Annotated in this window: 21 protein-coding genes and 2 pseudogenes; 9 read left to right on the forward strand and 14 right to left on the reverse strand. The window is 69.7% G+C overall.

What is annotated here, in order from left to right; all coding sequences use genetic code 11:
* Positions 1-361 precede the first annotated feature (361 nt).
* Together MBA17_RS08820 and MBA17_RS50315 are read left to right on the forward strand one after the other, a co-directional pair.
* Positions 362-1,762, forward strand: coding sequence for a CoA transferase (locus tag MBA17_RS08820; protein ID WP_238495805.1), 1,401 nt, complete (start codon positions 362-364; stop codon positions 1,760-1,762).
* Between the two features lie 281 nt (positions 1,763-2,043).
* A pseudogene (locus tag MBA17_RS50315) lies at positions 2,044-2,184 on the forward strand (IS4 family transposase); the annotation flags it as partial.
* A gap of 456 nt (positions 2,185-2,640) precedes the next feature.
* On the opposite strand, the gene MBA17_RS08830 reads toward MBA17_RS50315, so the two are convergent.
* Positions 2,641-3,096: a DUF4158 domain-containing protein gene (locus tag MBA17_RS08830; RefSeq protein WP_238495904.1), complete on the reverse strand. Its 456-nt coding sequence runs from the start codon at positions 3,094-3,096 to the stop codon at positions 2,641-2,643.
* Positions 3,097-3,336: 240 nt separating this feature from the next.
* Between MBA17_RS08830 and MBA17_RS08835 the strand changes: the two genes are divergently transcribed.
* A complete protein-coding gene (locus MBA17_RS08835; RefSeq protein WP_238495807.1) occupies positions 3,337-3,564 on the forward strand; it encodes a hypothetical protein in 228 nt (75 codons plus the stop codon).
* A 155-nt stretch (positions 3,565-3,719) separates the two neighbouring features.
* Here MBA17_RS08835 and MBA17_RS08840 read toward each other — a convergent pair whose 3' ends face one another.
* A complete protein-coding gene (locus tag MBA17_RS08840; protein WP_238495808.1) occupies positions 3,720-3,977 on the reverse strand; it encodes a hypothetical protein in 258 nt (85 codons plus the stop codon).
* 257 nt (positions 3,978-4,234) lie between these two features.
* Entirely contained in the window at positions 4,235-4,702 is a 468-nt protein-coding gene (locus MBA17_RS08845) for a hypothetical protein (RefSeq protein WP_238495809.1), read from the reverse strand.
* 151 nt (positions 4,703-4,853) lie between these two features.
* Between MBA17_RS08845 and MBA17_RS08850 the strand changes: the two genes are divergently transcribed.
* From MBA17_RS08850 to MBA17_RS08860, 3 genes are all read left to right on the forward strand, one after another.
* Positions 4,854-5,933, forward strand: coding sequence for a serine hydrolase domain-containing protein (locus tag MBA17_RS08850; RefSeq protein ID WP_238495810.1), 1,080 nt, complete (start codon positions 4,854-4,856; stop codon positions 5,931-5,933).
* 96 nt (positions 5,934-6,029) lie between these two features.
* Positions 6,030-7,559 (forward strand): alpha/beta fold hydrolase, encoded by a 1,530-nt coding sequence (locus MBA17_RS08855; protein ID WP_238495811.1) that lies wholly within the window; start codon positions 6,030-6,032, stop codon positions 7,557-7,559.
* Between the two features lie 91 nt (positions 7,560-7,650).
* Positions 7,651-7,956 carry a hypothetical protein gene (locus tag MBA17_RS08860; RefSeq protein ID WP_238495812.1) on the forward strand — a complete coding sequence of 102 codons (306 nt, stop codon included), beginning with the start codon at positions 7,651-7,653 and terminating at the stop codon, positions 7,954-7,956.
* A gap of 118 nt (positions 7,957-8,074) precedes the next feature.
* Here the strand turns inward: MBA17_RS08860 and MBA17_RS08865 are convergent, their stop codons facing one another.
* The 4 genes from MBA17_RS08865 to MBA17_RS08880 all read right to left on the reverse strand — a co-directional run bounded on the left by MBA17_RS08865 (position 8,075) and on the right by MBA17_RS08880 (position 10,878).
* The gene (locus MBA17_RS08865; protein ID WP_238495813.1) at positions 8,075-9,241 is read right to left on the reverse strand and encodes a sensor histidine kinase; all 1,167 of its coding nucleotides are present in this window, start codon (positions 9,239-9,241) and stop codon (positions 8,075-8,077) included.
* 3 nt (positions 9,242-9,244) lie between these two features.
* On the reverse strand, positions 9,245-9,901 hold the full coding sequence (locus tag MBA17_RS08870; RefSeq protein WP_238495814.1) for a response regulator transcription factor: 657 nt from the start codon (positions 9,899-9,901) through the stop codon (positions 9,245-9,247).
* Positions 9,902-10,116: 215 nt separating this feature from the next.
* On the reverse strand, positions 10,117-10,449 hold the full coding sequence (locus tag MBA17_RS08875) for a site-specific integrase (protein ID WP_238495815.1): 333 nt from the start codon (positions 10,447-10,449) through the stop codon (positions 10,117-10,119).
* Between the two features lie 99 nt (positions 10,450-10,548).
* Positions 10,549-10,878 carry a site-specific integrase gene (locus MBA17_RS08880; protein ID WP_238495816.1) on the reverse strand — a complete coding sequence of 110 codons (330 nt, stop codon included), beginning with the start codon at positions 10,876-10,878 and terminating at the stop codon, positions 10,549-10,551.
* Positions 10,879-10,917: 39 nt separating this feature from the next.
* On the opposite strand from MBA17_RS08880, the gene MBA17_RS08885 reads away from it, so the two are divergent.
* Positions 10,918-11,601: a TnsA-like heteromeric transposase endonuclease subunit gene (locus MBA17_RS08885; protein WP_238495817.1), complete on the forward strand. Its 684-nt coding sequence runs from the start codon at positions 10,918-10,920 to the stop codon at positions 11,599-11,601.
* 357 nt (positions 11,602-11,958) lie between these two features.
* Here MBA17_RS08885 and MBA17_RS08890 read toward each other — a convergent pair whose 3' ends face one another.
* The 7 genes from MBA17_RS08890 to MBA17_RS08920 all read right to left on the reverse strand — a co-directional run bounded on the left by MBA17_RS08890 (position 11,959) and on the right by MBA17_RS08920 (position 18,153).
* A complete protein-coding gene (locus MBA17_RS08890; protein WP_238495818.1) occupies positions 11,959-12,591 on the reverse strand; it encodes a 2OG-Fe(II) oxygenase in 633 nt (210 codons plus the stop codon).
* Positions 12,555-13,970, reverse strand: coding sequence for an MFS transporter (locus MBA17_RS08895; protein ID WP_238495819.1), 1,416 nt, complete (start codon positions 13,968-13,970; stop codon positions 12,555-12,557). The genes MBA17_RS08890 and MBA17_RS08895 overlap by 37 nt, the downstream gene beginning before the upstream one ends.
* Positions 13,967-15,181 (reverse strand): arginase family protein, encoded by a 1,215-nt coding sequence (locus MBA17_RS08900; protein WP_238495820.1) that lies wholly within the window; start codon positions 15,179-15,181, stop codon positions 13,967-13,969. The genes MBA17_RS08895 and MBA17_RS08900 overlap by 4 nt, the downstream gene beginning before the upstream one ends.
* A gap of 8 nt (positions 15,182-15,189) precedes the next feature.
* Positions 15,190-16,290 carry a JmjC domain-containing protein gene (locus tag MBA17_RS08905; protein WP_111180078.1) on the reverse strand — a complete coding sequence of 367 codons (1,101 nt, stop codon included), beginning with the start codon at positions 16,288-16,290 and terminating at the stop codon, positions 15,190-15,192.
* On the reverse strand, positions 16,287-17,450 hold the full coding sequence (locus MBA17_RS08910; RefSeq protein ID WP_238495821.1) for a hypothetical protein: 1,164 nt from the start codon (positions 17,448-17,450) through the stop codon (positions 16,287-16,289). Before MBA17_RS08910 ends, MBA17_RS08905 begins: the two co-directional genes overlap by 4 nt.
* Before the next feature lie 115 nt (positions 17,451-17,565).
* Positions 17,566-17,718, reverse strand: coding sequence for a hypothetical protein (locus tag MBA17_RS08915; protein ID WP_176993608.1), 153 nt, complete (start codon positions 17,716-17,718; stop codon positions 17,566-17,568).
* A gap of 270 nt (positions 17,719-17,988) precedes the next feature.
* Positions 17,989-18,153, reverse strand: a complete 165-nt coding sequence (locus MBA17_RS08920; RefSeq protein WP_238495822.1) for a hypothetical protein — start codon at positions 18,151-18,153, stop codon at positions 17,989-17,991.
* 215 nt (positions 18,154-18,368) lie between these two features.
* On the opposite strand from MBA17_RS08920, the pseudogene MBA17_RS08925 reads away from it, so the two are divergent.
* Together MBA17_RS08925 and MBA17_RS08930 are read left to right on the forward strand one after the other, a co-directional pair.
* Positions 18,369-18,518: pseudogene (locus MBA17_RS08925) on the forward strand (AraC family transcriptional regulator); the annotation flags it as partial.
* 324 nt (positions 18,519-18,842) lie between these two features.
* Positions 18,843-19,244: a hypothetical protein gene (locus MBA17_RS08930; protein WP_238495823.1), complete on the forward strand. Its 402-nt coding sequence runs from the start codon at positions 18,843-18,845 to the stop codon at positions 19,242-19,244.
* Positions 19,245-19,286 lie beyond the last annotated feature (42 nt).

Consider the following 19,286-nt stretch of genomic DNA (forward strand, 5'->3'; position numbering starts at 1 on the left):
CCGGTGCTGTCCAGTTGAGTGCCGAACGATGTCGTCGGCCAGTTACTGACGGCCGGTGCCCCGCGCGGGGCGCTGCTGTATCTGGTGGCCACTCCGGTGATGGCGTTGGCAGCGGTATGGGCGGGCAGCGGGGCCACTCGATCCCTGGCCCGCCTGGCCGGCAGGAGGAGTCCTCACGCGCCTGCACGCGTACGGAGGCGACGCTCGCAACGCGTGTACGTGCACCGGGGTCGAGGACCGACGGGAAGACATTAGCGGTCCGGGTTGTCCGAGCAGGTCAGGGCGGTCTCTTCTGCCGTTGTCCCCGTGGAATGCGGGCCCCAGCGGCGGACCGCCAAGGATGGGGGGGCAAACTGGCCGGGTGACGCACAGAGACGACGCAGCGACCGTCCACGCCTGGACCGCTCTCGGGGGGCCGGAAGGGCTGGCCGAGGAGGTGTCGTACGAAGGGGCGGGTGACGTTCTGTCGGCCCGTCTGCCGGTGCGGGAGCTGGCTCGGGCGAGCGTGGGCGTGTGCTCGCTGGCGGCTGCGGAACTACTGGCGCGGCGCAATGCGGTGCCGGTACCCGCAGTACGGGTCCGGGAGGCGGCGGTGGCTACGGCGTTCGTCAGCGAACGGCACCTGCGCATCGACGGCCGGGCCCCGGTGTCCTTCGCGCCGCTTTCCGGCTTCTGGCGCGCGGCCGACGGCTGGGTGCGTACCCACGCCAACTACCCACACCACCGCTCCCGGTTGCTGAATGCCCTGGGCATCGGCGATACGGGAGATGACCGGGCGCTGGCCGAGTCGCTCGCGAACGAACTGGCGGCACGCCCGGCCCAGTGGATCCAGGAGACCGTCTACAAGGCCGGCGGCCTGGCCGTGGCCGTGGCCCCTCCTGACGGGAGGGTGCATCCGCTCGCCGAGATCCTGCCCACCAGAGAGAGCCGCCCGCGGTCTCTGGCACCGGCGTTGCTGCCGGCCGCCGGAGTGCGGGTCCTGGACCTGACCCGGGTCATCGCCGGTCCTGTCGCCACGCGTAGCCTCGCCCTCCTGGGCGCCGACGTGCTTCGCGTCGACTGCCCTCGGCTGCCGGAGAGCGCGGACGCCCACGCCGACACCGGGATGGGCAAGCGGTCCGCGTTGCTGGACCTGTCCGCCACCGCGGGCCGACGCACCTTCGCCGATCTCCTCGGCTCGGCCGACGTCGTGGTCCTCGGCTACCGGCCCGGCGCGCTGGAGGCTCTGGGCCTCGACACGCTCCTTGCACGGCGTCCCGGCCTGATCGTCGCCCAGTTGTGCGCCTGGGGCTGGTCGGGAGCGTGGGCGGCGCGGCGCGGCTTCGACAGCTTGGTCCAGGCAGCGAGCGGTATCGCCGCGATCGAGGCCGGGGCTGACGGCCCTCCCGGTGTGCTGCCGGCGCAGGCGCTGGACCACGGAACCGGATATCTGCTGGCCGCCGCGGTCCTGCGGGCATTGGGCGACCGGCAGCTCACCGGCGGCGGGCGGTGGCTACGGCTCTCTCTCGCGGGCACCGCCTCCTGGTTACTGCATGACATCCATCCCGCGCCGGTCGAGGGCGACGGCTACGACTCGAGGCCCTGGCTGGCGGAGACCGCTTCGCCGTACGGGTCGCTCCGCCACGCCGTGCCTCCGATCCACTACGAGGGTGCGCCCCGAACGTGGAGCGATCCGCCGACCCGGTGGGGTACGGACCTTCCCGTGTGGACGGGCCGGGCAGGGGAGCAGGACAGGGACGGCGGGGAGAGACAATGGCCATGATCTGCGGGCCGGTGAGTTCAGCGAAGAGGACCGCCGCAGCCTCGACCACTGTGCCGTCGCCGTAGACCAACTGGTGCGGCTCCCACTCATCCTTCGTCTCGATCAGCCTGCCGACTTCAGCCACCGGCGCCGCGTTCCTGGCCCGGCTGAGCGCCATCCGCAAGCCGCCGGTCCTGCGCCGCTTGCCCGACGGCTCCTTCCTGTCCCGGATCGGCCGGATCGAGGTCCGCATCGTGGAATGCGAGATCACCATCGCCACCACCGCCGGACGCACCCGGGGCGTGTACCGCCTGGCCACCACCCAGCTCGACCACCACCGCCACCCCGCCTTCGAGCTGGTCGAGCTCTATCACGAGCGGTGGGAGGTGGAATCCGCCTACTTCGCGATCAAGAAAAGCATGCTCGGCCGCCACGTCCTGCGCGCCCGCACCATGGCAGGCATCACCCAGGAAATCTACGCCCTGCTGACCGCCTACCAACTCATCCGGATCGCGATCGCCACCGCCACCGTCCCCGGCGCCGACCCCGACCGGGCCTGCTTCACCATCGCCCTGCAGACCGCCCGCGACCAGGTCATCCAGGCCGCAGGCGTCATCGCCGACACCGTCATCGACCTCGCAGGCCGCATCGGGCGGGCGGTCCTGGACCAGCTCATGCCCGCCCACCGCCTGCGGCTCAGCCCTCGCGCTGTCAAGCGTCCGCTGTCTCGCTACGCCTACAAGAGCCTGCGCGTCGACCGCCGCACCTACAAGGCCACGCGGCAACCACGGCCGGCCGGTGCACCCCGTGACGGTCCTGGAGGACTTCCTGCGCTGGCTCGGCTGCCCGGTCCAGGCGATGCCCGCCACACTCGACCAGCGACAGAAGCTGTTCCGCACCTATACGGCCAATCGCCGACTGCTCCTACTGCTGGACAACGCCTCGAACGAAGGCCAGGTGCGTCCCCTGCTGACCTCGTGCCCCACGATCGTCACCAGCCGGTCGCCGCTCGGCGGTCTCACCGACGCCGTACGGCTGGCCGTGGACGTCCTCGACGACGGCGACGCGGTGGCCCTGCTCGTCCAGCTGATAGGCCCGCAGCGGGCGGGCCGCAACTGCTCCGCCAACCGGGCCACCGCCGCGGGCGGCACCGACGCCACATCATCTGGCACGAACCCGAGCCAGGACAACGTTCCCAGCTGGACGGCAAGCCCCAGCTTGTCGCCCCGGCCCCGGCCCCGTCCCGGGTCCACGAACGCCTGATCCGCCGACGTCAACGTGAAATGCTTGATCAACTCCTCCCGGCTGATCTCCGGGAACGACTGCAGCTGCTCCAGCTGCTCGGCCGTGAACATCTTCTGTGACACGAAACCCACTCCACGCACGAACCTGGACAAACGGTCCGAACGTAGCGGCAGCGCCTCCGAAGGCGATCACCGACCCCCGCTTAACCCCAGCTCAGGGGCATAACCGACGGAAATTCCTACAGGGCTACCGGGACCCCGTCATGCTGCCCGCGTGGGCCGGTATCCTCGATCAGCACTTTCCCGGTACGCCGGCGGGTGAGCATCCCGGCGTATCGGGGCGGGGCTGACATGCAGGTGCCGTGGCGACATCGGCGAGTCCTCTCGGAGGCGGAGAAGAAGGCGGCGAGGCAGCGGACCGACACCCGTTACCTCTGGGCGCTCTTCGTGCTGTCGTTCGCCACCGCCTGCCTGGAGTGGCGGCGGGGTGAGGAGGAGTTCGCCGTGCTGGCGGGGTCGTGTTCGCTGCTGGCAGCTGTGGTGATCGTCGGGCAGCACTATGGCCGCCACCCTCGCTGATCACCTGGTCGTGGCCATTTGTTCGATCAAGCCGGAGATATGGGTCTCACCCTGCGGCCGGAGGCTTGACCCTGCCGCCGAGATGGCATGTACTGAGTGTGGCCAGTGACAAGAGGTCCAGGGGACCTCTTCCCGCGAGGGATAGCTGGCCACACTCATGCCCGGCCCCAGGGGAGAAACGTGCTCTGGAGCGTCGATTCGACGGCCCACATGAATTTGTCGTCACCGCGATCAAGGTTGCGTTGCAGGGCCCACAGCCCATAGTCGGCGACTTGCAGCCCCCAGCTGGTACATGAGTCCCAGTGGCAGACCACCACATCCCGCAGCGGCGGAGCGTGGTTGGCGCAGACTTCCTTGATCGCATTCTCGAACGCCTTCTTGCGGGCCGCCGTGTCCAGCGTCGATACGACCACGTACAGCGTGTCGCCCTCGTCCGTGACGCGCTTAGCGATCTCAACTCCGCAAGATCGCCACCACCGTGGAACACACGGAGCCGACGCCGTCCTCGACGTCGTGCACCAGGCCGAGGCCGACGACCCCGAAGCGCGCCGATGGCCGCACTTCAAGACCCACGACGACAAGACACGGCCGTCCCCGAGTCCCCCGGTCACGGCGGCCAGTCCATACGCGTATCTGGTTCGCGCAGGCTTCGCATGCCTCGCGGCCAAGGTCATGCGGGTGGGCTCTGCGGCGGGCTGGTGGGGCGCAGAGGGCGGACTTGGGGTGCACGGAGCCGGTCGGCGCTGTCGCGGAGTTCTTCGCTCGGCCGCAGGTCGTAGAGCATGGTGGTGTCGACGCTCGCGTGCCCGGCCATCGTGGCGGTTTGGATGGCGTCAGTGACGCGCAGCATGTCCGCCAAGGGGCTGGTCTCCTGCGGCGCGTCGAACGTCATCGCCATCTTGCCGCTGGAATCGGGGTCCGGCATGTTGACGCCGTTCTCGCGCATGCACTGAGCGAACTTCAGCGCCTTATCCTGCGAGTCCGCGCTCGGCTGGGCACTGGCCGCGGCCCTACTACCGGTGCCACCACTCACCGAGGCCATCTCCGACCCTCCCCCGTCACTGGAACCGCAACCGGTCAGGACCAGGGTGAGTGCGAACGGTGCTGAGACCAGCGCGCTGAATACTCGTCGTCGCATAAGACATCTCCTCCGTCGAATAAATGTCGTTCGAGCAGGGATGTGGCAACGCCCGCATATGGCAGGGATATGGTCCGCCGATCGGTCACCCATAGGTGCCGGCCGGTAGATGTGGTCACCCTCGAAAATCCGTAGCGAGAGGACCACAGCGATGAGGCGTGTAACGGTGGGCATGGCCGGGCTCGCATGCGCGGTGCTGGTGCTGAGCGTCCCGGCACCGGCGGCCGCCGCCGACGAGGTCAAGCTGGGAGATGTCCAGCAGGCGATCACGAGCGTAACGAAGACCGCCGGGGTGGTGGGGGTCATCGGCGAGGTGTACGTCGACGGCAAGCGGATGGGCCGGGGGACGGCGGGTTCGCGTTTGCTCGGTGGCAAGGGCGGGCGCATTCCCTCGAATTCCCGCTTCCGTATCGCGTCCCAGACCAAGCTGATGGAGGCCACGGTCGTCCTGCAACTGGTGGGGGAGGGCAAGCTCAGCCTGGATGACAAGCTCAGTGACGTCCTGCCCGAGGTGGCCGAGAAGGACTATGTGGCTGGGGCCGAGAAGATCACCGTACGGGATCTGATCCGCCACACTTCAGGCATTCCCGACTCGATTGGCGGGCAGTTCGACGTCTTCGACTTCACCACCTCCTACAAGCCGATCGACCTGGTGAAGGCGGCACGTACGGCGCCCCAAGGCGAGCTCGGAAAATACCACTACTCCACCACCAACTACGTGCTCCTGGGCATGATCATCGAGAAGGTGACCGGCCACGACCGGGCAGCCGAGTTCAAGCGGCGCCTGTTCGCACCGCTCGGCATGAAGCACACCTATCTGGCCACCGAGGTCTCCGACCAGATCAAGGGCCCGCACGGACACGGCTACTACCCCGACGCCCAGGGCAGGCCGCGTGACGTCGACCGGCTCAACGCCACCAGTTACGGCGCCGAAGGAGCGATCTCCACCGCGCATGACGTCAGCGCCTTCTACCGCGCGCTCAGCCAGGGCAAGCTGGTGCCGGCGGACCTGCAACGACAGCTGCCACGGCCGTTCCCCAACCTTTGCGGCGGAACGGTCTCCTCGGCCTCCGGCGGCTTGCCCGGGATCAGCTCTGTCACGTTCACCTCGGCCGACGGCCGGATCCAGTTCGCGGTGGCCGCCACACTCAAGATCGACAACGAGAAGGCCATGGCCGTCGGTGACGCCACCACCAAGGCCGCCGAAGCGGTGCTCTGTCCTGCCCAATGACCAGAGCCGTCCGTCCCTGAAGGGCTTGACGCCGTCGGCCTTCGTCACGCAGTGGAACCCTCCTCACCTGTCCCGACCAAGAAAAGGATCGCTATTGTGAAGCGTTGGACCATGGTGCGCCTCGGCGTGCTGGGTTGTGCGATGGCGAGCATCGCTGTACCGGGCACCGCTGTCGCGGACCAGGCCGATCCGGCCGTCGGCTGGAAGGACTGCCCTTCCTATTCCGATGCGGCGATTGTCAGCATGGGCTATCCCCAGGAGCAGATCACGGCGTTCCGCACTCGGTTGGAGCGTCTGGAGTGCGGGACGGTGAGTGTCCCGCTGGACTACAGCCGCCCGGACGGCCGGAAGATCAACATCGCGGTCACCAGGCTGGCCGCCGTGGACCCGGAGCACCGACTCGGCGCCCTCGCGGTCGCCCCGGGCGGTCCGGGCCAGCCCGGATATCTCGATCCGCTCAGGGTCACGCTCAGCAACAAGGAGAGCGCGCGGCTGAATGACCGATTCGACCTCATCGGCTTCGATCCCCGCGGCGTGAACTACAGCACCAAGGTCGACTGCAAGGGCTCAGGTCAGATCGGCGGGAGCCCCGGACCGCTGACGAAGGCGGCGGCCAAGCGGAGCTACGACGCCGAGGCAGCCGGCAACAAGGCCTGCGGGCAGACCGATCCCGCCTTCCTGGGTCGGCTCACCACCGTGAACGTGGCCCGGGACCTCGATCTGGTGCGAGCAGCACTCGACCAGCCGAAGCTCAACCTGCTCGGCGTGTCCTACGGCACCTGGCTCGGCGCGGTCTACCGCAGCCTCTTCCCCGAGCAGAGCGGCCGCGTCTTCCTCGACAGCGTGGCCGGCCCGGGCAACAGTCTCGCCAAGCACGAAGAGACGCGCGTACGGGCCACCGAGCGTAACTTCCCGCGCTTCGCCGCCTGGCTCGCCCGACACCACAAGGCCTTCGGCCTCGGTACCACTGCGCGGCAGGTACGCGTCACAGTCCTGAAACTCGGCCGCGACTACGACCAGAACCCCAAGACCTTCACCGATCTGAGGATGCCCATCGACGGTGGCTCGATCGCCGCACTGGCCGCGAAGACCTCACGCGAGTGGCCACAGGCGGGCAAGGCGCTGGCCGAGTTGCGGGAGACGGCCAGCAACACCGCGCCGCCTGCCGTCAAGCAGGTCTTCGACGCCCAGCCTCCCGCGCACGCCCCCGGCGCGACCGAGTGGGTCAACATGACGATGAACCGCGCGGTCAAGTGCAACGAGGACCACAGCCGACTCAGCTTCTCCGCCGCCTGGTCTGCCTACCAGAAGCTCCTCAAGCGTAACCCCGTCACCGGCCGGGCCTCCTTCTTCGGCGCCGGTTGCGCCGGCTGGCCGCTGCCGGCACAGACGACCCGGCTACGCCACGGTGACGGGTCGCTGGTCCTGGCTGGGCACCGTTACGAGTTCATGTCCGCCTACGAGTACGCGGCTCAGATGCAGGCCAAGATCGGCGGCAAAATCTACACCATCGACGACGACGCACACTCCTCCGCCCTACGCGAGTGCGCCGCCGATGTGGTCGGCTACTTCACCACCGGCCGGATCGACCGGGGCTGTCCCGGTGCCAAGGTGCCGACGCCATGATCCGGTGCGCTTCCTCTTCGGCTTGAGGCAGCGACGGTGACAGCGTCGTCATAGCCGGAAGGAGCACGGTCCAGCACATCGAGTCGGCCCGGTGATCACACGCGTGATCACCGGGCCGCTCGATGTGCTCACCTTCACCCATACCGTGTTGCATGCGCAGTGCCGACCATCAGGAGGGCGATGCCGGCTCGGCATGATCGGTTGTGGTCCTTGGCCGGTCCAGCTGACCATCAAGCCTCTTCAGCCGCGCGACACAGCGCCGGCCGTCTGCGAGGCCAAGAGCAGTTTGAGCAGCATGGTCCTCGACGCATGTGCCCTGCATGGCAGCCCTCCGCCGGGAGGGCGGCGGGCGGCCCCGGCCGGAGAACACGATGCGCCGGTGAAGACCGCAGCCTGACCGGGTAGTCCCGAACCGCCGAGCCTACGACGATGGGCAGGGTTCCGCCTGCGCCACTTCAGCCTGTTCAGCCCTGGAGGGCATTACTGGCGTGATGAGGTCGGTGGGGTTCCCGTCGTCATCGGGGGTCTGGGAAATCTACGGTGATGTCGAGGCCACCGCCGGAGCGGGCCGCGAGCGCGATGCGTCCCCGGTGGGCGAGGGCGACCGCACGTACGATCGACAGCCCCAGGCCCAGTCCTTCGGTACGCACGCGGGCGCCCTGCCCATGCACGAACGGTTCCAGAAAGGTCTGCGCCTCACCAGGCGGGATCTCCAGGCCGGTGTTGCAGATCCGCAGCACAGCGCGCCCGCCCGCGGTACCGGTCTCGACGGCCAGGTGGCCGCCGGCATGGTTGTAGCGGAGCGCGTTGTCGACCAGATTGCCGATCATCCGTTCCAGCAGGACGGGCTCGCCGGTGACCGGTGCGGGCCGCAGCCCGGAGCGGATGGCTATGCCAGCGGTTGCCGCCCGCCCTTTGACAGCGTCGAGGGCGGCAGCCGCGATCGCGGCCAGATCGGCCGGTATGCGTGCGGTGAGCCCGGCCTGACTTCGGGCCAGCAGCAACAGCCCGTTCAGGACGCGCTGCATGTGCTCGACGGCGTCGCGGACGTCACCTGCCATCGCCAACAGCTCCTCCCGGCTGGGCCGGCCGTCCAGGGTGACGTCGATCGCGGTGCGTGCGGTGGTCAGCGGCGTACGCAGCTCGTGGGCGGCGTTGGCGGTGAACAGCCGCTGGCTGTCCAGGACCCGGTCCCGCTCGGCGACGCCACGATGGATACGGTCCAGCATGTCGTTGACCGTGCCCGCCAACGCCGACAACTCGTCGGCCGGGGTGGTGACCGGGACCCGATCAGTGAGATTCTCGGCCGACAGCCGCCGGGCGGCTGAGGAAATCACGCGGATCGGCCGCAGCACCCGGCCGGCCACCAGCCAGCTCAGCACAGCGGCCAGGACGGTCACCACGACCAGCGCCAGACCGGCCTGAGACAACAGCGCGGACAGGGTGTCGGCCTGCACTTGGTCGGCGAGATCATGCAGGTCCCGCCTCTGCGGTGGTATCAGCCGGAGCGTCCCCTCTGGGCCGAGGCCGTTCGGGTCCAGGTGGGTGACGAGCGCGGGGCGCCGCCTCATCAGCAGGTAGGTCAGCCCGGTCAGCGCGGCCCCGGCGGCCAGCACGAGGGCGGTCTGCAGCAGCGCGAGCCGGGCCCGGGCGGTCAGCCGGACCGTTCTCAGCCGGAGCACCTGTCAGCCGCCGATCCGGTAGCCGGCGCCGATGACGGTCTCGATCAGCGGCGGGTCGCCGAGCTTGCGGCGCAGCGTGCCGACGGTGATCCGGACCGCGTTGGTGAACGGGTCCGCGTGCTCGTCCCACACCTTCTCCAGCAGCGTCTCCGCGCTGACCACATCACCATCGGCGGCCAGCAGTCGCTCCAGCACGCCGAACTCCTTCGGCGTCAGCCGCAGCAGCCACCCGTCCCGTTCGGCGCTACGCCGAGCCGGATCCACCACCACATCGCCAGCGCGCAGCACCGGCGGGCGAGCTGGCGCGCTGCGCCGCACCAGCGCGTGGACCCGCGCGACGAGCTCGGAGAACGCGAACGGCTTGCCCAGATAGTCGTCGGCTCCCAGCATCAGCCCGCCAACCCGGTCCTCGACCGCGTCGGACGCGGTCAGCATCAGCACCCGCGACTCGCCCCGCTGGGCAAGCCGGCGGCACACCGCGTCGCCGTGCACGACGGGCAGGTCCCGGTCCAGGACCACCACCTCGTACGGGGTGAGCTCGCACTTGTCCAGCGCGCTCTGGCCGTCCAGGGCGACGTCCACGGTGAAACCGTGCTTGCGCAGCCCAGCCTCGATGTAGCCGGCGAGGGGCTGCTCGTCTTCGACCAAGAGCACACGCATTCGGGCAGTATCGCAACGCCCGCATATGGACCACATATGGTCCGCTGATCGCCTCAACCCAGCGATAAGGGGGTGACCTTCCCCTCAAGATCGAAGAGCCCCTTCAACTGAACGCTGCACGGTCGGAGGCGTTGAGCGATGTGAGAAGGTCGTCGTCCGCCGCGAATACGACCGCATCGAGGTCAACCAAGGCATGTCGCCCCAACTCGGTGATATCAACGATGGATGCCGCCGTGGCGGTCGATGGAACGCAGCAGAGCGCCGGTGGTGGCGCCGCGTTCGCCCAGGTCGGCCAGCCACGATTGCACGACGCGGACCGGGCAGGTCTCCGGGTGAGAGCCGTGCGGGATGGCGACGGTCTCGCCGTGCGCGTCCTGGTCGGTCTTGCTGACGGGGATGTAGACCTCGAGGCCGTCGGGGGTGAAGGTGAGATCGCCGATGTCGCAGGCGACGAGTTCGGAGCGGCGGCCCATCAGGGCGAAGCCGAGGACCAGGACGGCTCGGTCGCGCAGGCCGGTGGCGCCGGTGGCGGGTAGGGCGGAGATCATGGCGCGCAGCCGGTCGATGGTGATGGGCGGTGACTTGCGGGTGCGGTGGCCCTGCTGGGCGCGGTCGCGGCGGTAGGCACGCAGCGCCAGGCGGGCCTGTTAGGTGGCGGGCTTGCCGAGCTGGGCGTGGTCGTGGGCGGCCAGGATGCAGGCCAGTGCCCGGTCGATGGAGGCCGGCGCGTACGCACCGGCGGCCAGGTGGGCGATGTAGTTGGCCAGCGTCTCGGCGCTGGCGGGCAAGAGCGCGAGCCCGCGCTCATCACACCAGGCGCCGTAGGCCGCCCAGTCGCAGGCGTAGGCCAGCCGGGTGTTCGCCGCGAGGCCGCGCCCGACCAGCAGGGCGGCCTCGTCGGTGAGGCCTCGGTCCGGGGTTCCGGCTTCCAGCGTGGTCGCGGATCGCCGAAGAGCGACCTCACCTCTGTTGATCATGGGATACGGTTCTCCGCCCCTGCCCCCTGGCTGTCGACAATGCAGATCATCGCTAACCAGACGCGCCCGGCCGCCGCTGCCTGGAATCGGGTGCCGGCGAGCCTCGCCCCAGTCGACCCGACATCTCATGGCCAACGTCGGGACACCAGTGATCCAGGCTTGGTCAGCGCTTGTAAGGGGCAGAAGCATTACTCGGGCACATACTGGTCGGCCACTCAATGCGACCATGTGATCTACGAATCTCGCCTTGAGCTGGCCCGGCTTCTGTTCGCCGACTTCGATACCTCCGTCCTGGGCATCATCGCCCAGCCTTTCCTTCTTACAGTCACGCTCGACGGCACGGCCCTCAGGCATGTTCCCGACTTCCTGCTGCTGACTACGACCGGTCCAGCGATCGTTGACGTCAAGCCCGCCCACCGTGTGACGACGCCGAAAGTGGCCGTCACCTTCGCCTGGACCCGGCAAGTGGTCGAATCCCGCGGCTGGCGCTACGAGGTCTGGAGCGAGCCTCCGACCAGCCAGTTGGAGAACATCCGCTTGCTCGCCGGGTATCGGCGCCCCTGGCTGTTCGACCAGCACCTGATGAATGCACTGATGAGCGAACCGTTCGACGGCGTGAGCCTGACTGACGTGATTTCCAGCCAGCCTCGATGGCCATCGCCGTCGCTGGCCACCGCGGCGCGCGCGGCGATGGCGCCGCGCACGACCGGCACCGCGAGATGATGGATCGGCTCAACGCGCAGATCGAGGACTTGGCCCGAGAGCCCAGTCCGTCCACCTCGATCGCCGCCTGCGTCGTCGTGCGCGCCCAGCCGGCGCTCCAGCACGCCGTGGAATTGATTGCGCTGTGGCCCGGCTACCCAGAATCGTCGGCAGTGCTCCGGCCTTCAGGCCGGCGGTAAAGCCGACCAGCCCGCGTAGCGGGGCAAGAACAGTCGATGCGCCGCCAGGCGAACCGGCGTCCACCCGGCTCAGAGCGGCCGGTTCTGCTGCTCGATGTACTGGCGCAACTCTACGTTGTCGTCGGACATGCCCAGGGCCAAACACCGGCCGCGCCGCCGCCATTCCTGGCGGGGCGCGTCAGGGAGTCAGGAAGCCGGTGATGGAGCGCCGAAGGTTGTCGCCCGCGCCCGCCTCCACCTTCCTCACCCGGTGGAACGTGCCGGCCACCATCACCACGAGCCGGTTCGGCCGGGGCGCGATGGACGTGGCCGGCACGGGAGCGTTCATCAGGTCCTTGGGGACGTCGAACTCGGCACACGGCACCTCGCCGACCGGGCAGTCGAACAGCTCCAGCTCGCCGCCCCACGTCGCCCGCCACTCGCCCGACAGGTAGAGCGTGTACGCCGCCCCCCGGCCGCTCCCGTCGTCGTGCCAGTCCAGCCCAGACCCCCGGCCGTACCGCCAGAACTTGAACCGGTCGTTGTCCGCCGCCGTCACGCCGAGCGCGTCGAGGCCCCTCCTGACGGCCGACGTCACCTCTCCGGCGTGCTCCTCGCCGGCTTTCGCGGAGGCGTACGACGCGTCGGCGTAGAACGCCACTCCGTCGAACATCGGATCGACCGAGCTGAAGGTGGGCCGGTGCTGCACGGCCCGCTCCTCCTCCCGCCAGGCGGCCAGGGCGTCCGGGGACAGGGCGTTGTCGACCACCACGAACCGCCGCCCCTGTACGAAGGTCACGGCCTCGGCGGTCCGTCCGTCATGAGCTGCCACGCTCGCGCCTCCTGATCTCCTTGGACATGGCCTTCCGCCTCGCCTTCTCGGCCGCCCTCGCGACCGGATCCCGGGGAGGTCGACGAGGGCACCCCCTGCCACGCCGAGTCACCGGCGCCGTCCTCAAGAGCGCGGTCCCGCAGCCCCGAACGCGGGACCGCCCAGACGAGCACCGCCGCCGCCGTGGCGACGATGACGGCCGCCAGCCCGGCCAGGTACGCCGTCCGGCCCACCAGGTTCGCGAGCGGCAGCGCGATCACGAAGCCCAGCGGCACCATCGCCGTGGTCATGGTCGTCTCGAACGATCCGACCCGCGACAACATCGGCTTGGGGACCGTGAGCTGCACGAGGGTGTCGAAGACGACCCCGGCGACCCCCGCCGCCAGAGCCGCCAGGAACAGGGCGCCCGCGACCACGACCAGATGCCGGCCGTACGCGAGAGCCAGGAGCTGCACCGGCATCGAGACGACCAGCAGGGCGACGGTGAGCACCCCGCGCCACTCGACGCGCACGTGCCCGCTCACCAGCGCTCCCAACAGCCCGCCCGCGGCCAGGAACGTCACGATGACGCCCCACTGCTCGATGCTCCCGAACCTGTCCTGCACGGTGATCGGTCCGAGCACGCTCACCGAGGCCAGCCCGACCTGCACCGGAACCCAGACGAGGATCGCGCCCAGGACCAGCGGCAGGCGGGGCATGACGCGCACCGCGTCGAGGAACCGCACGCGCTCCCCCGCGCCGCCGTCATCGTCCTCGGCGGGTCCGCGCTCCGGCGGCCGGGCCCGGATCAGCCGCCTCAGCCAGGCGAGCGAGACGAGGGAGACGACGAAGGTGGCGGCGTCGAAGAAGAGCGCCAGCGGCACGCCTCCCACCACCACCAGCAGCGACGCGAGCGCGGGCCCGGCCAGCCGTCCGGTGTCCCCGGCGACGTCGAGCCAGGAGTTGGCCTTCTGCAGCTGGGCGGGGCGGACCAGCTCGGGGAGCAGCCCGACGGCGCCCGGCGTGAAGAAGGCCGTCGCCGCGCCATAGACGGCCGCGGACACGACGAGGTGCCAGAGCTCCGGGTGCCCGAGGGCGAAGGTGATCGCCGGGAACACCTGGGCGGCCAGGCGGACGGCGTCCGCGCCGAACATGACCGGCAACCGCCCGACCCGGTCCGGCAGGCTGCCTCCGTACGCGATGAAGACGAACCTCGCCAGCCACAGGGCCAGCAGCACCATCGGGATGCCCCGCCCGTCGGGCGCGACGGCCAGGGCGGCGAACGCGAAGGTGACCGAGACGACCCCGTCCCCCAGCTGTGAGACCGCCTGCCCCGCCAGGTAGACCCTGTAGAGCGGCGACGACAGGGGCGAGCCGGGTACGGCGGGAGCGTCGGTCATGCGTCTTCTCCGGCGAAATTGGTCACCGGCGAGCCCCGCCCTACCACCCGCTCCACCACCTGCCCCGCCTCCGCGAGCTGGACGGTCTCCACGAGATCGGCCAGATGGGCGGCCGTCAGGTGGCGGCCGGACGGGGAGGGGCACGCCTCCACCAGGTCGCTCGCGACCAAGCGGCCCGCTGCGGCGACGCTCCGTACCAGGGCCGTCAGAGTCGCGGGGTCGAGACCGCCGCCGGCGGGATAGACGACATCGGGAGCGTACGCCGGGTCCAGCACGTCGATGTCCACCGTGAGGTGCACGGGCGCGCCGGCGCAGAACCGCGCGATCGTGTCCGCCGCCTCCGGCGCGCGGGCCTCGTCGGCCGTCAGGTAGGAGACGCGCCCGTTCGTGGCCTGGTCCAGGTTCGTGTCGACGCCGCGCACGCCGATGGTGAGCCATTCGACGTGGGGATGCTCGGAGAGCACCCAGCTGACGAAGTTCCCGCAGTCCGCGGTGACCGCGTTCCCGGCCGGGCGGCGGTCGGCGTGCGCGTCGAAGTGGACGACGCGCAGCGCCGGATGCCTGCCCGCGACCGCGCTGATCACCGGGTAGCCGATCGAGTGGTCCCCGCCGATCACCAGAGGCCGGTGGCCCTGCGCCAGGACGGTGCCGACGAGGGCCCGCAGCCGCTCGTGGGCCGCCGCCCCCGTGTCGGTCTGCGGATGGACCGCGAGGTCACCGTGATCCACGAGGCCGGGCAGTCCCTCGGCCGGCCGGGCCCGCAGCGTCCACGACCAGGTGCCCGGCTGGGCCAGAAGCCGGAACCTGCCCGCGAGGGCCTGACGGATCACGGGGACGGCGTCCTTGGGCCGGGGGCCGGGAGGGCTTCCCAGGTCCACCGGCGCTCCGATCAGTCCCCATACGGCCGCGGCGGCCCTGGTGCCCGCGGGCAGGGACAGCGGGGTCCCGGCCGTCCGCGCGAGCCCGCCGGTCGCCGCCGCCGAGGCGTCCGGCGGCACGATCAGGCGGATCCTGCGCAGGGCCTTTTCCGCCTCCTTAGTGAGCCGAACCGCTGGCGCGCCGTCACGGCGTTCCCCCAGCTCCCACAGCTCTCGCAGGGGCGGGGTCAGGGTGAGCCGCGTGCCCTCGGCCTCGTTGACGAGGTCGCCGCCCTGGATCCGGAACGCCGGGTTGAGGACCCACGGGGCCCCGGACTGGTCCACGCTCGTCATGGCGAGGCTCACCGGGCCTGCTCGACCAGGAGAAGCCCGGCGCGGACCAGCGAGTCAAGCGCCTGGTCGATCTCCGCGTCGGTCAGGGCGATGCCCGCCGTGTCATCGCGCAGCGTGGTTCGCCCCGCCGACCACTCGTTCATCCAGGGTGCGAGACGGCCGTCGATCCTGAGCCGCACGCCGAGGCTCTCGATCGCCATCAGGCCGTCCCCGGCCTCGACCAGCGGCGGGAACCGGGCCGCCCACCTGAGCCGGGTACCGGTGTACGGGACGCTCTCCACCGACCACGGCAGCGACAGGCCCTCGCGCCTTTCGAGCGACTGCGCGGAACGCACCTCCCGCGCCCGGTGCACGTCCGAGGCCAGGGCGGTCATGAGGGAGTCGAGCTCGCCGCCGTCATCGGGCGTCCCCTCGGTCCTGGGCCGGTTGGACCAGGCGTCCAGCGCGGTCCGCGCGAGGTCCTCGGGGGTGGACGCGTGCAGGCCGAAGGTCCAGTGCAGGCTCGGCCCGATGCCGGTGGCCTCGTGGTCCCATCCCCGGGGGATGTGCCACACGTCGCCGGCGTGCATGTCCGCCTCCTCGATCAGCCGCGCGCCGGGCCCGGAGCCCTCCCAGATCCGCCAGCGCTTGCTGCCCTCCGCCTGGAAGATCACCGTGGCGTGGCCGTCCGCGTGGCGGCCGAACGCTGACTGCGTCGTCCAGCAGGCGTAGCAGTTCACCCAGGCCGGGTCGTCGGCGAAGTACTCGAACTCCTCCCGCAGGCGAGCAGGGCCCACGTGGATGCGGTCGGCCCTGTTGGCGACGAGGGTCGCGCCGGAGCGGAGGTACTCGACCATGGCGCCGTAACGCCAGTTGCGGTGCACGATGTCGCCGCCGTCGATCCGCGTGCTGATGTAGGTGCCGGGATAGGCCATGGGTTCGGACGACAAGCGGATCATCAGCGGTTCGATCGTGGTCGTCCTCATGATGTGGTCGATGACGCCCCATCCGAGCGACGCGCGCCACGATCCCTGCGGGACCCGGCCGGCCAGAAGCTCGTTCCCGAACGACTTGCGCCAGACGGACTCCCCGCCGAGCGCGTCGACGATGTTCTCCCACGACAGTGTCATGACTGTGTCCCAACGCTCCGAAGGACGCCCACGCGGACCAGGGCCCGCACAGCGGCTCGCAGCTCTGGCGTGGTGGCCGCGTCGCGCAGCTCGTCGGCGCCGACGAGGGCGCCGGGCTTCAGCAGGCGGGCCAGCTCACCGAGATCGACGGAGAGCTCTCTTCCCAGGGCGAAGACGCTGTGGTCGGCGATCACGACCGGCAGGCGGGTGACTGTATAGGGTGGACCTTGATCGCTGGTTCTGCCGGGGAACCGGGGCGGCGAGCCGTACCCGCACGACCGGCGGAGCATCGCCTGCCGCCGCACGGCCCGCTCGACGCCGTCGTCGCCGAGGGCGTCCCGGAAGGCGTCGATCGCGCCGGCGACCGGATCCCCGTCGGCCTGTTCCGGGTGCTGGGCGTTCCGGCGGCGCATCTGGTGGAACAGCGCGTCCGTGGCGGTCTGCCCGGGATCTTCCGGATACACCGTGAGCCCCAGGAACAGCGACGGGCCGTCATTGCGGAAGAGGTGGTACATCCCCGCGGGGATCAGCAGGAAGTCACCGGGCGCGAGGCGGACGCTGTCCGCCGACGGCAGAAGAGGCTCCGCGTCCAGCGTGTGCGGGCGCCCCTGGCCGAATGCTGGCAGGCTCAGCCCTGGCCAGGTCCACGCCGTCTTCGCCGCCGGGCCGAGGTGGAAGATGAAGGAGGGCTCCGGGTCGGTGTGCACGCCGAACGGGGTGGTGCCGGAACTGGCCACGAAGCAGTACCAGTCCACCCCTCTCGTCAGCGGAACGCCCGCCGATTCGAGCGGGAGGACGAAGCCGGTGTAGAGAAGCTCGGCGAGCTCGGCGTCCCAGGAGTCCAGGCCGTTGATCGCCAGGCAGATGTCGTCCTTTCCGGTGCGGGCGGAAAGCCAGGAATGTACCGCGGACCGCCCGGAAAACGCCCCCGATACCAGTTTTTCCGAGGCGTCATAGTCGAGGCAGGTGTCACGGAACGCTCTCATGGCGGGCAGATCCGTGTCGTCGCCGTCCACTCTGGTGGTGGCGGCCCGGAGAGCGCCGAGAACGAGCTCCGCGAGAACGTCCGGTTCGCGGATCAGGCCGGGAATGTGCACGCGTTCGGCGAAATGCAGCCCGTCCCGCTCGCAGAGTTTCCGCCAGGTGCCTTCGTCCAGCAAATCTCAGACCTCCGGAATCGTGCGGTGAATGGTCCCGTCAAGCCGCCTGACCAGCCCGGTGGGCGCGGGAACCCGTCCTGTGCTCAGAGAAGTCCCGCGCCCACCGGCCTGCGGATCAGTGACCGACGTCCCGCTGCGGCCGCATCCAGAGCTGCCGGTCCTGCAGAGCGGCGACCGACTCCTCCGACACGATGATGTCCGCGATGTCGACGAGAACGGGGCCCCGCCCTTCGTGCCGGTCGAATTCGTTGTGCGACGTCATTTCCATGTGACTTCCCTTCTTGTTGTCGCGGGCCCGCGACGTGCACGGACCCGGTAACAGGAATCAGCGGCTCCGAACCGCGGGAGAACCCGTGCCGCAGCGTCACGGGCATTCCGGCTTTTCTTGTGCCGCTGAGGGCGTTATTGCTGAGTCTTCACCCGTGGAAGGGCGTTCGCCCAGGTCACCGACCGGGCATTCTCCGGACATTCACCGGGCGAATCCGTGACCCTTGCCGCCCGGCGTCTTCGATTCACGCCGCCACCGGTTGCTGACGGCTCAGGTGTCGCCCGCCCGCGCGGCGTGGCCGAGGCGGAGGGCCGAGATGAGGAAGAAGATGCCGCCCGGGATGGCGTAGCTAGCCGCGTTGAACAGCGTCGGGCTCTGCGCGGAGGCGCCGGCGATGAAGGACACGCCGGCGAGCGCTAGCCCCGTTCTCCGCATGATTGTTTTCGCTGGCCGCGTCATAGTTGGCGGGTTGGTCCGTGGGATGAGGCATGGGTGGTCTTTCGGGCCGGCCTCGTCATCGGTCGCGCCGGGGGCGGGCGGAGATTGTGTCGGAGTTCGTGCTGCAGCGGCGACCGGTGAGTGGCCGGAGGGACACCTGTCGTACCATTCCGGCCATGCCCCATCGTGTTGCCGTTCTGGCCCTTGACGGAGTCGATCCGAATGTGCTGTTCGTCGACAACGGGCGCATCCTGACCTCCGCCGGCGGGGCCGCGGGCATCGACCTGTGCCTTCACCTGGTTCGCCTCGACCACGGAGCGGCCGTCGCGGCCGCCGCCGCACGCCGGTGCGTCTCGGCGCCGTAGCGCGAGGGCGGTCAGGCCCAGTTCATCGGACACTCGTGACGCGACTGGCCATGCTGGAAGGCGTGGCCACGGGCCGGGAGCTCGAGGCTCGGAACCCCCTCAGGCCCACTCCGGCCGCCTGAGCGCGCGAGAGGCTCTCACGCCGCCTGGGTGCGGAGGCGGAGCACCTCAACCAAGACGGATCGCTGATCGACTATGCCCGGCGCCGCGCACTGTTCGCCAACCAGGGAGAATTCATCACTCTCCACCACTGGTCATCGCTCCGAACGCGCCGACGAAGCGATTTCGCCCAGACGCACATCCACGCACAGCGATGGCTCTATGAGGCTGACCGGCAGTCCCGCCGAAATCGCTCCCAGCCAGATCGCCGCCAACGACTGCCGCAGCCGCACCGCCTACAGCACCTTCCGCATGCGCCTGCTGCCCTCCGAGACCAAGCTGCTCCAGAAGGCCGGCGCCGAACTGCTCCACAGCAACGGCATCGACGAGCCACTGACCTGGCAACCTACCTTCCGATTCTCCCCAGACCAGCTTGCCGCTCTGCCCCGACGAGACCCCGACGCTATCGACATCACCGCCGTCCATCAGGCATTCCTCCAGGACAGCTATCCGAGCGCCAAGCAGATCGCCACAGCGTGCGAAACCACGAGCGAGTTCGTTCGCTACATCCTCGACGCACACCCTGTCGACAGACCAATCCTGACCATCGGTCCCCGCAGCTGAGGAAACCGCCATGCCGGTGAGACTGACCTTGCGCCAAGCGCA

Origin of the sequence: Dolomitihabitans soli, assembly GCF_022213955.1 — a bacterium.
In the GTDB taxonomy this organism is placed as follows: Bacteria; Actinomycetota; Actinomycetes; order Streptosporangiales; family Streptosporangiaceae; genus Streptosporangium_A; species Streptosporangium_A soli.

Excerpts from the sequence above, each read along its gene's own strand:
- MBA17_RS08830 (WP_238495904.1), bottom strand. The coding sequence starts at position 3,096 with ATGTTCACGGCCGAGCAGCTGGAGCAGCTGCAGTCGTTCCCGGAGATC.
- MBA17_RS08835 (WP_238495807.1), top strand. The coding sequence starts at position 3,337 with ATGCAGGTGCCGTGGCGACATCGGCGAGTCCTCTCGGAGGCGGAGAAG.
- MBA17_RS08845 (WP_238495809.1), bottom strand. The coding sequence starts at position 4,702 with ATGCGACGACGAGTATTCAGCGCGCTGGTCTCAGCACCGTTCGCACTC.
- MBA17_RS08850 (WP_238495810.1), top strand. The coding sequence starts at position 4,854 with ATGAGGCGTGTAACGGTGGGCATGGCCGGGCTCGCATGCGCGGTGCTG.
- MBA17_RS08870 (WP_238495814.1), bottom strand. The coding sequence starts at position 9,901 with ATGCGTGTGCTCTTGGTCGAAGACGAGCAGCCCCTCGCCGGCTACATC.
- MBA17_RS08875 (WP_238495815.1), bottom strand. The coding sequence starts at position 10,449 with ATGATCTCCGCCCTACCCGCCACCGGCGCCACCGGCCTGCGCGACCGA.
- MBA17_RS08880 (WP_238495816.1), bottom strand. The coding sequence starts at position 10,878 with ATGATCAACAGAGGTGAGGTCGCTCTTCGGCGATCCGCGACCACGCTG.
- MBA17_RS08885 (WP_238495817.1), top strand. The coding sequence starts at position 10,918 with ATGCAGATCATCGCTAACCAGACGCGCCCGGCCGCCGCTGCCTGGAAT.
- MBA17_RS08895 (WP_238495819.1), bottom strand. The coding sequence starts at position 13,970 with ATGACCGACGCTCCCGCCGTACCCGGCTCGCCCCTGTCGTCGCCGCTC.
- MBA17_RS08900 (WP_238495820.1), bottom strand. The coding sequence starts at position 15,181 with ATGACGAGCGTGGACCAGTCCGGGGCCCCGTGGGTCCTCAACCCGGCG.
- MBA17_RS08905 (WP_111180078.1), bottom strand. The coding sequence starts at position 16,290 with ATGACACTGTCGTGGGAGAACATCGTCGACGCGCTCGGCGGGGAGTCC.
- MBA17_RS08915 (WP_176993608.1), bottom strand. The coding sequence starts at position 17,718 with ATGGAAATGACGTCGCACAACGAATTCGACCGGCACGAAGGGCGGGGC.
- MBA17_RS08920 (WP_238495822.1), bottom strand. The coding sequence starts at position 18,153 with ATGCGGAGAACGGGGCTAGCGCTCGCCGGCGTGTCCTTCATCGCCGGC.
- MBA17_RS08930 (WP_238495823.1), top strand. The coding sequence starts at position 18,843 with ATGAGGCTGACCGGCAGTCCCGCCGAAATCGCTCCCAGCCAGATCGCC.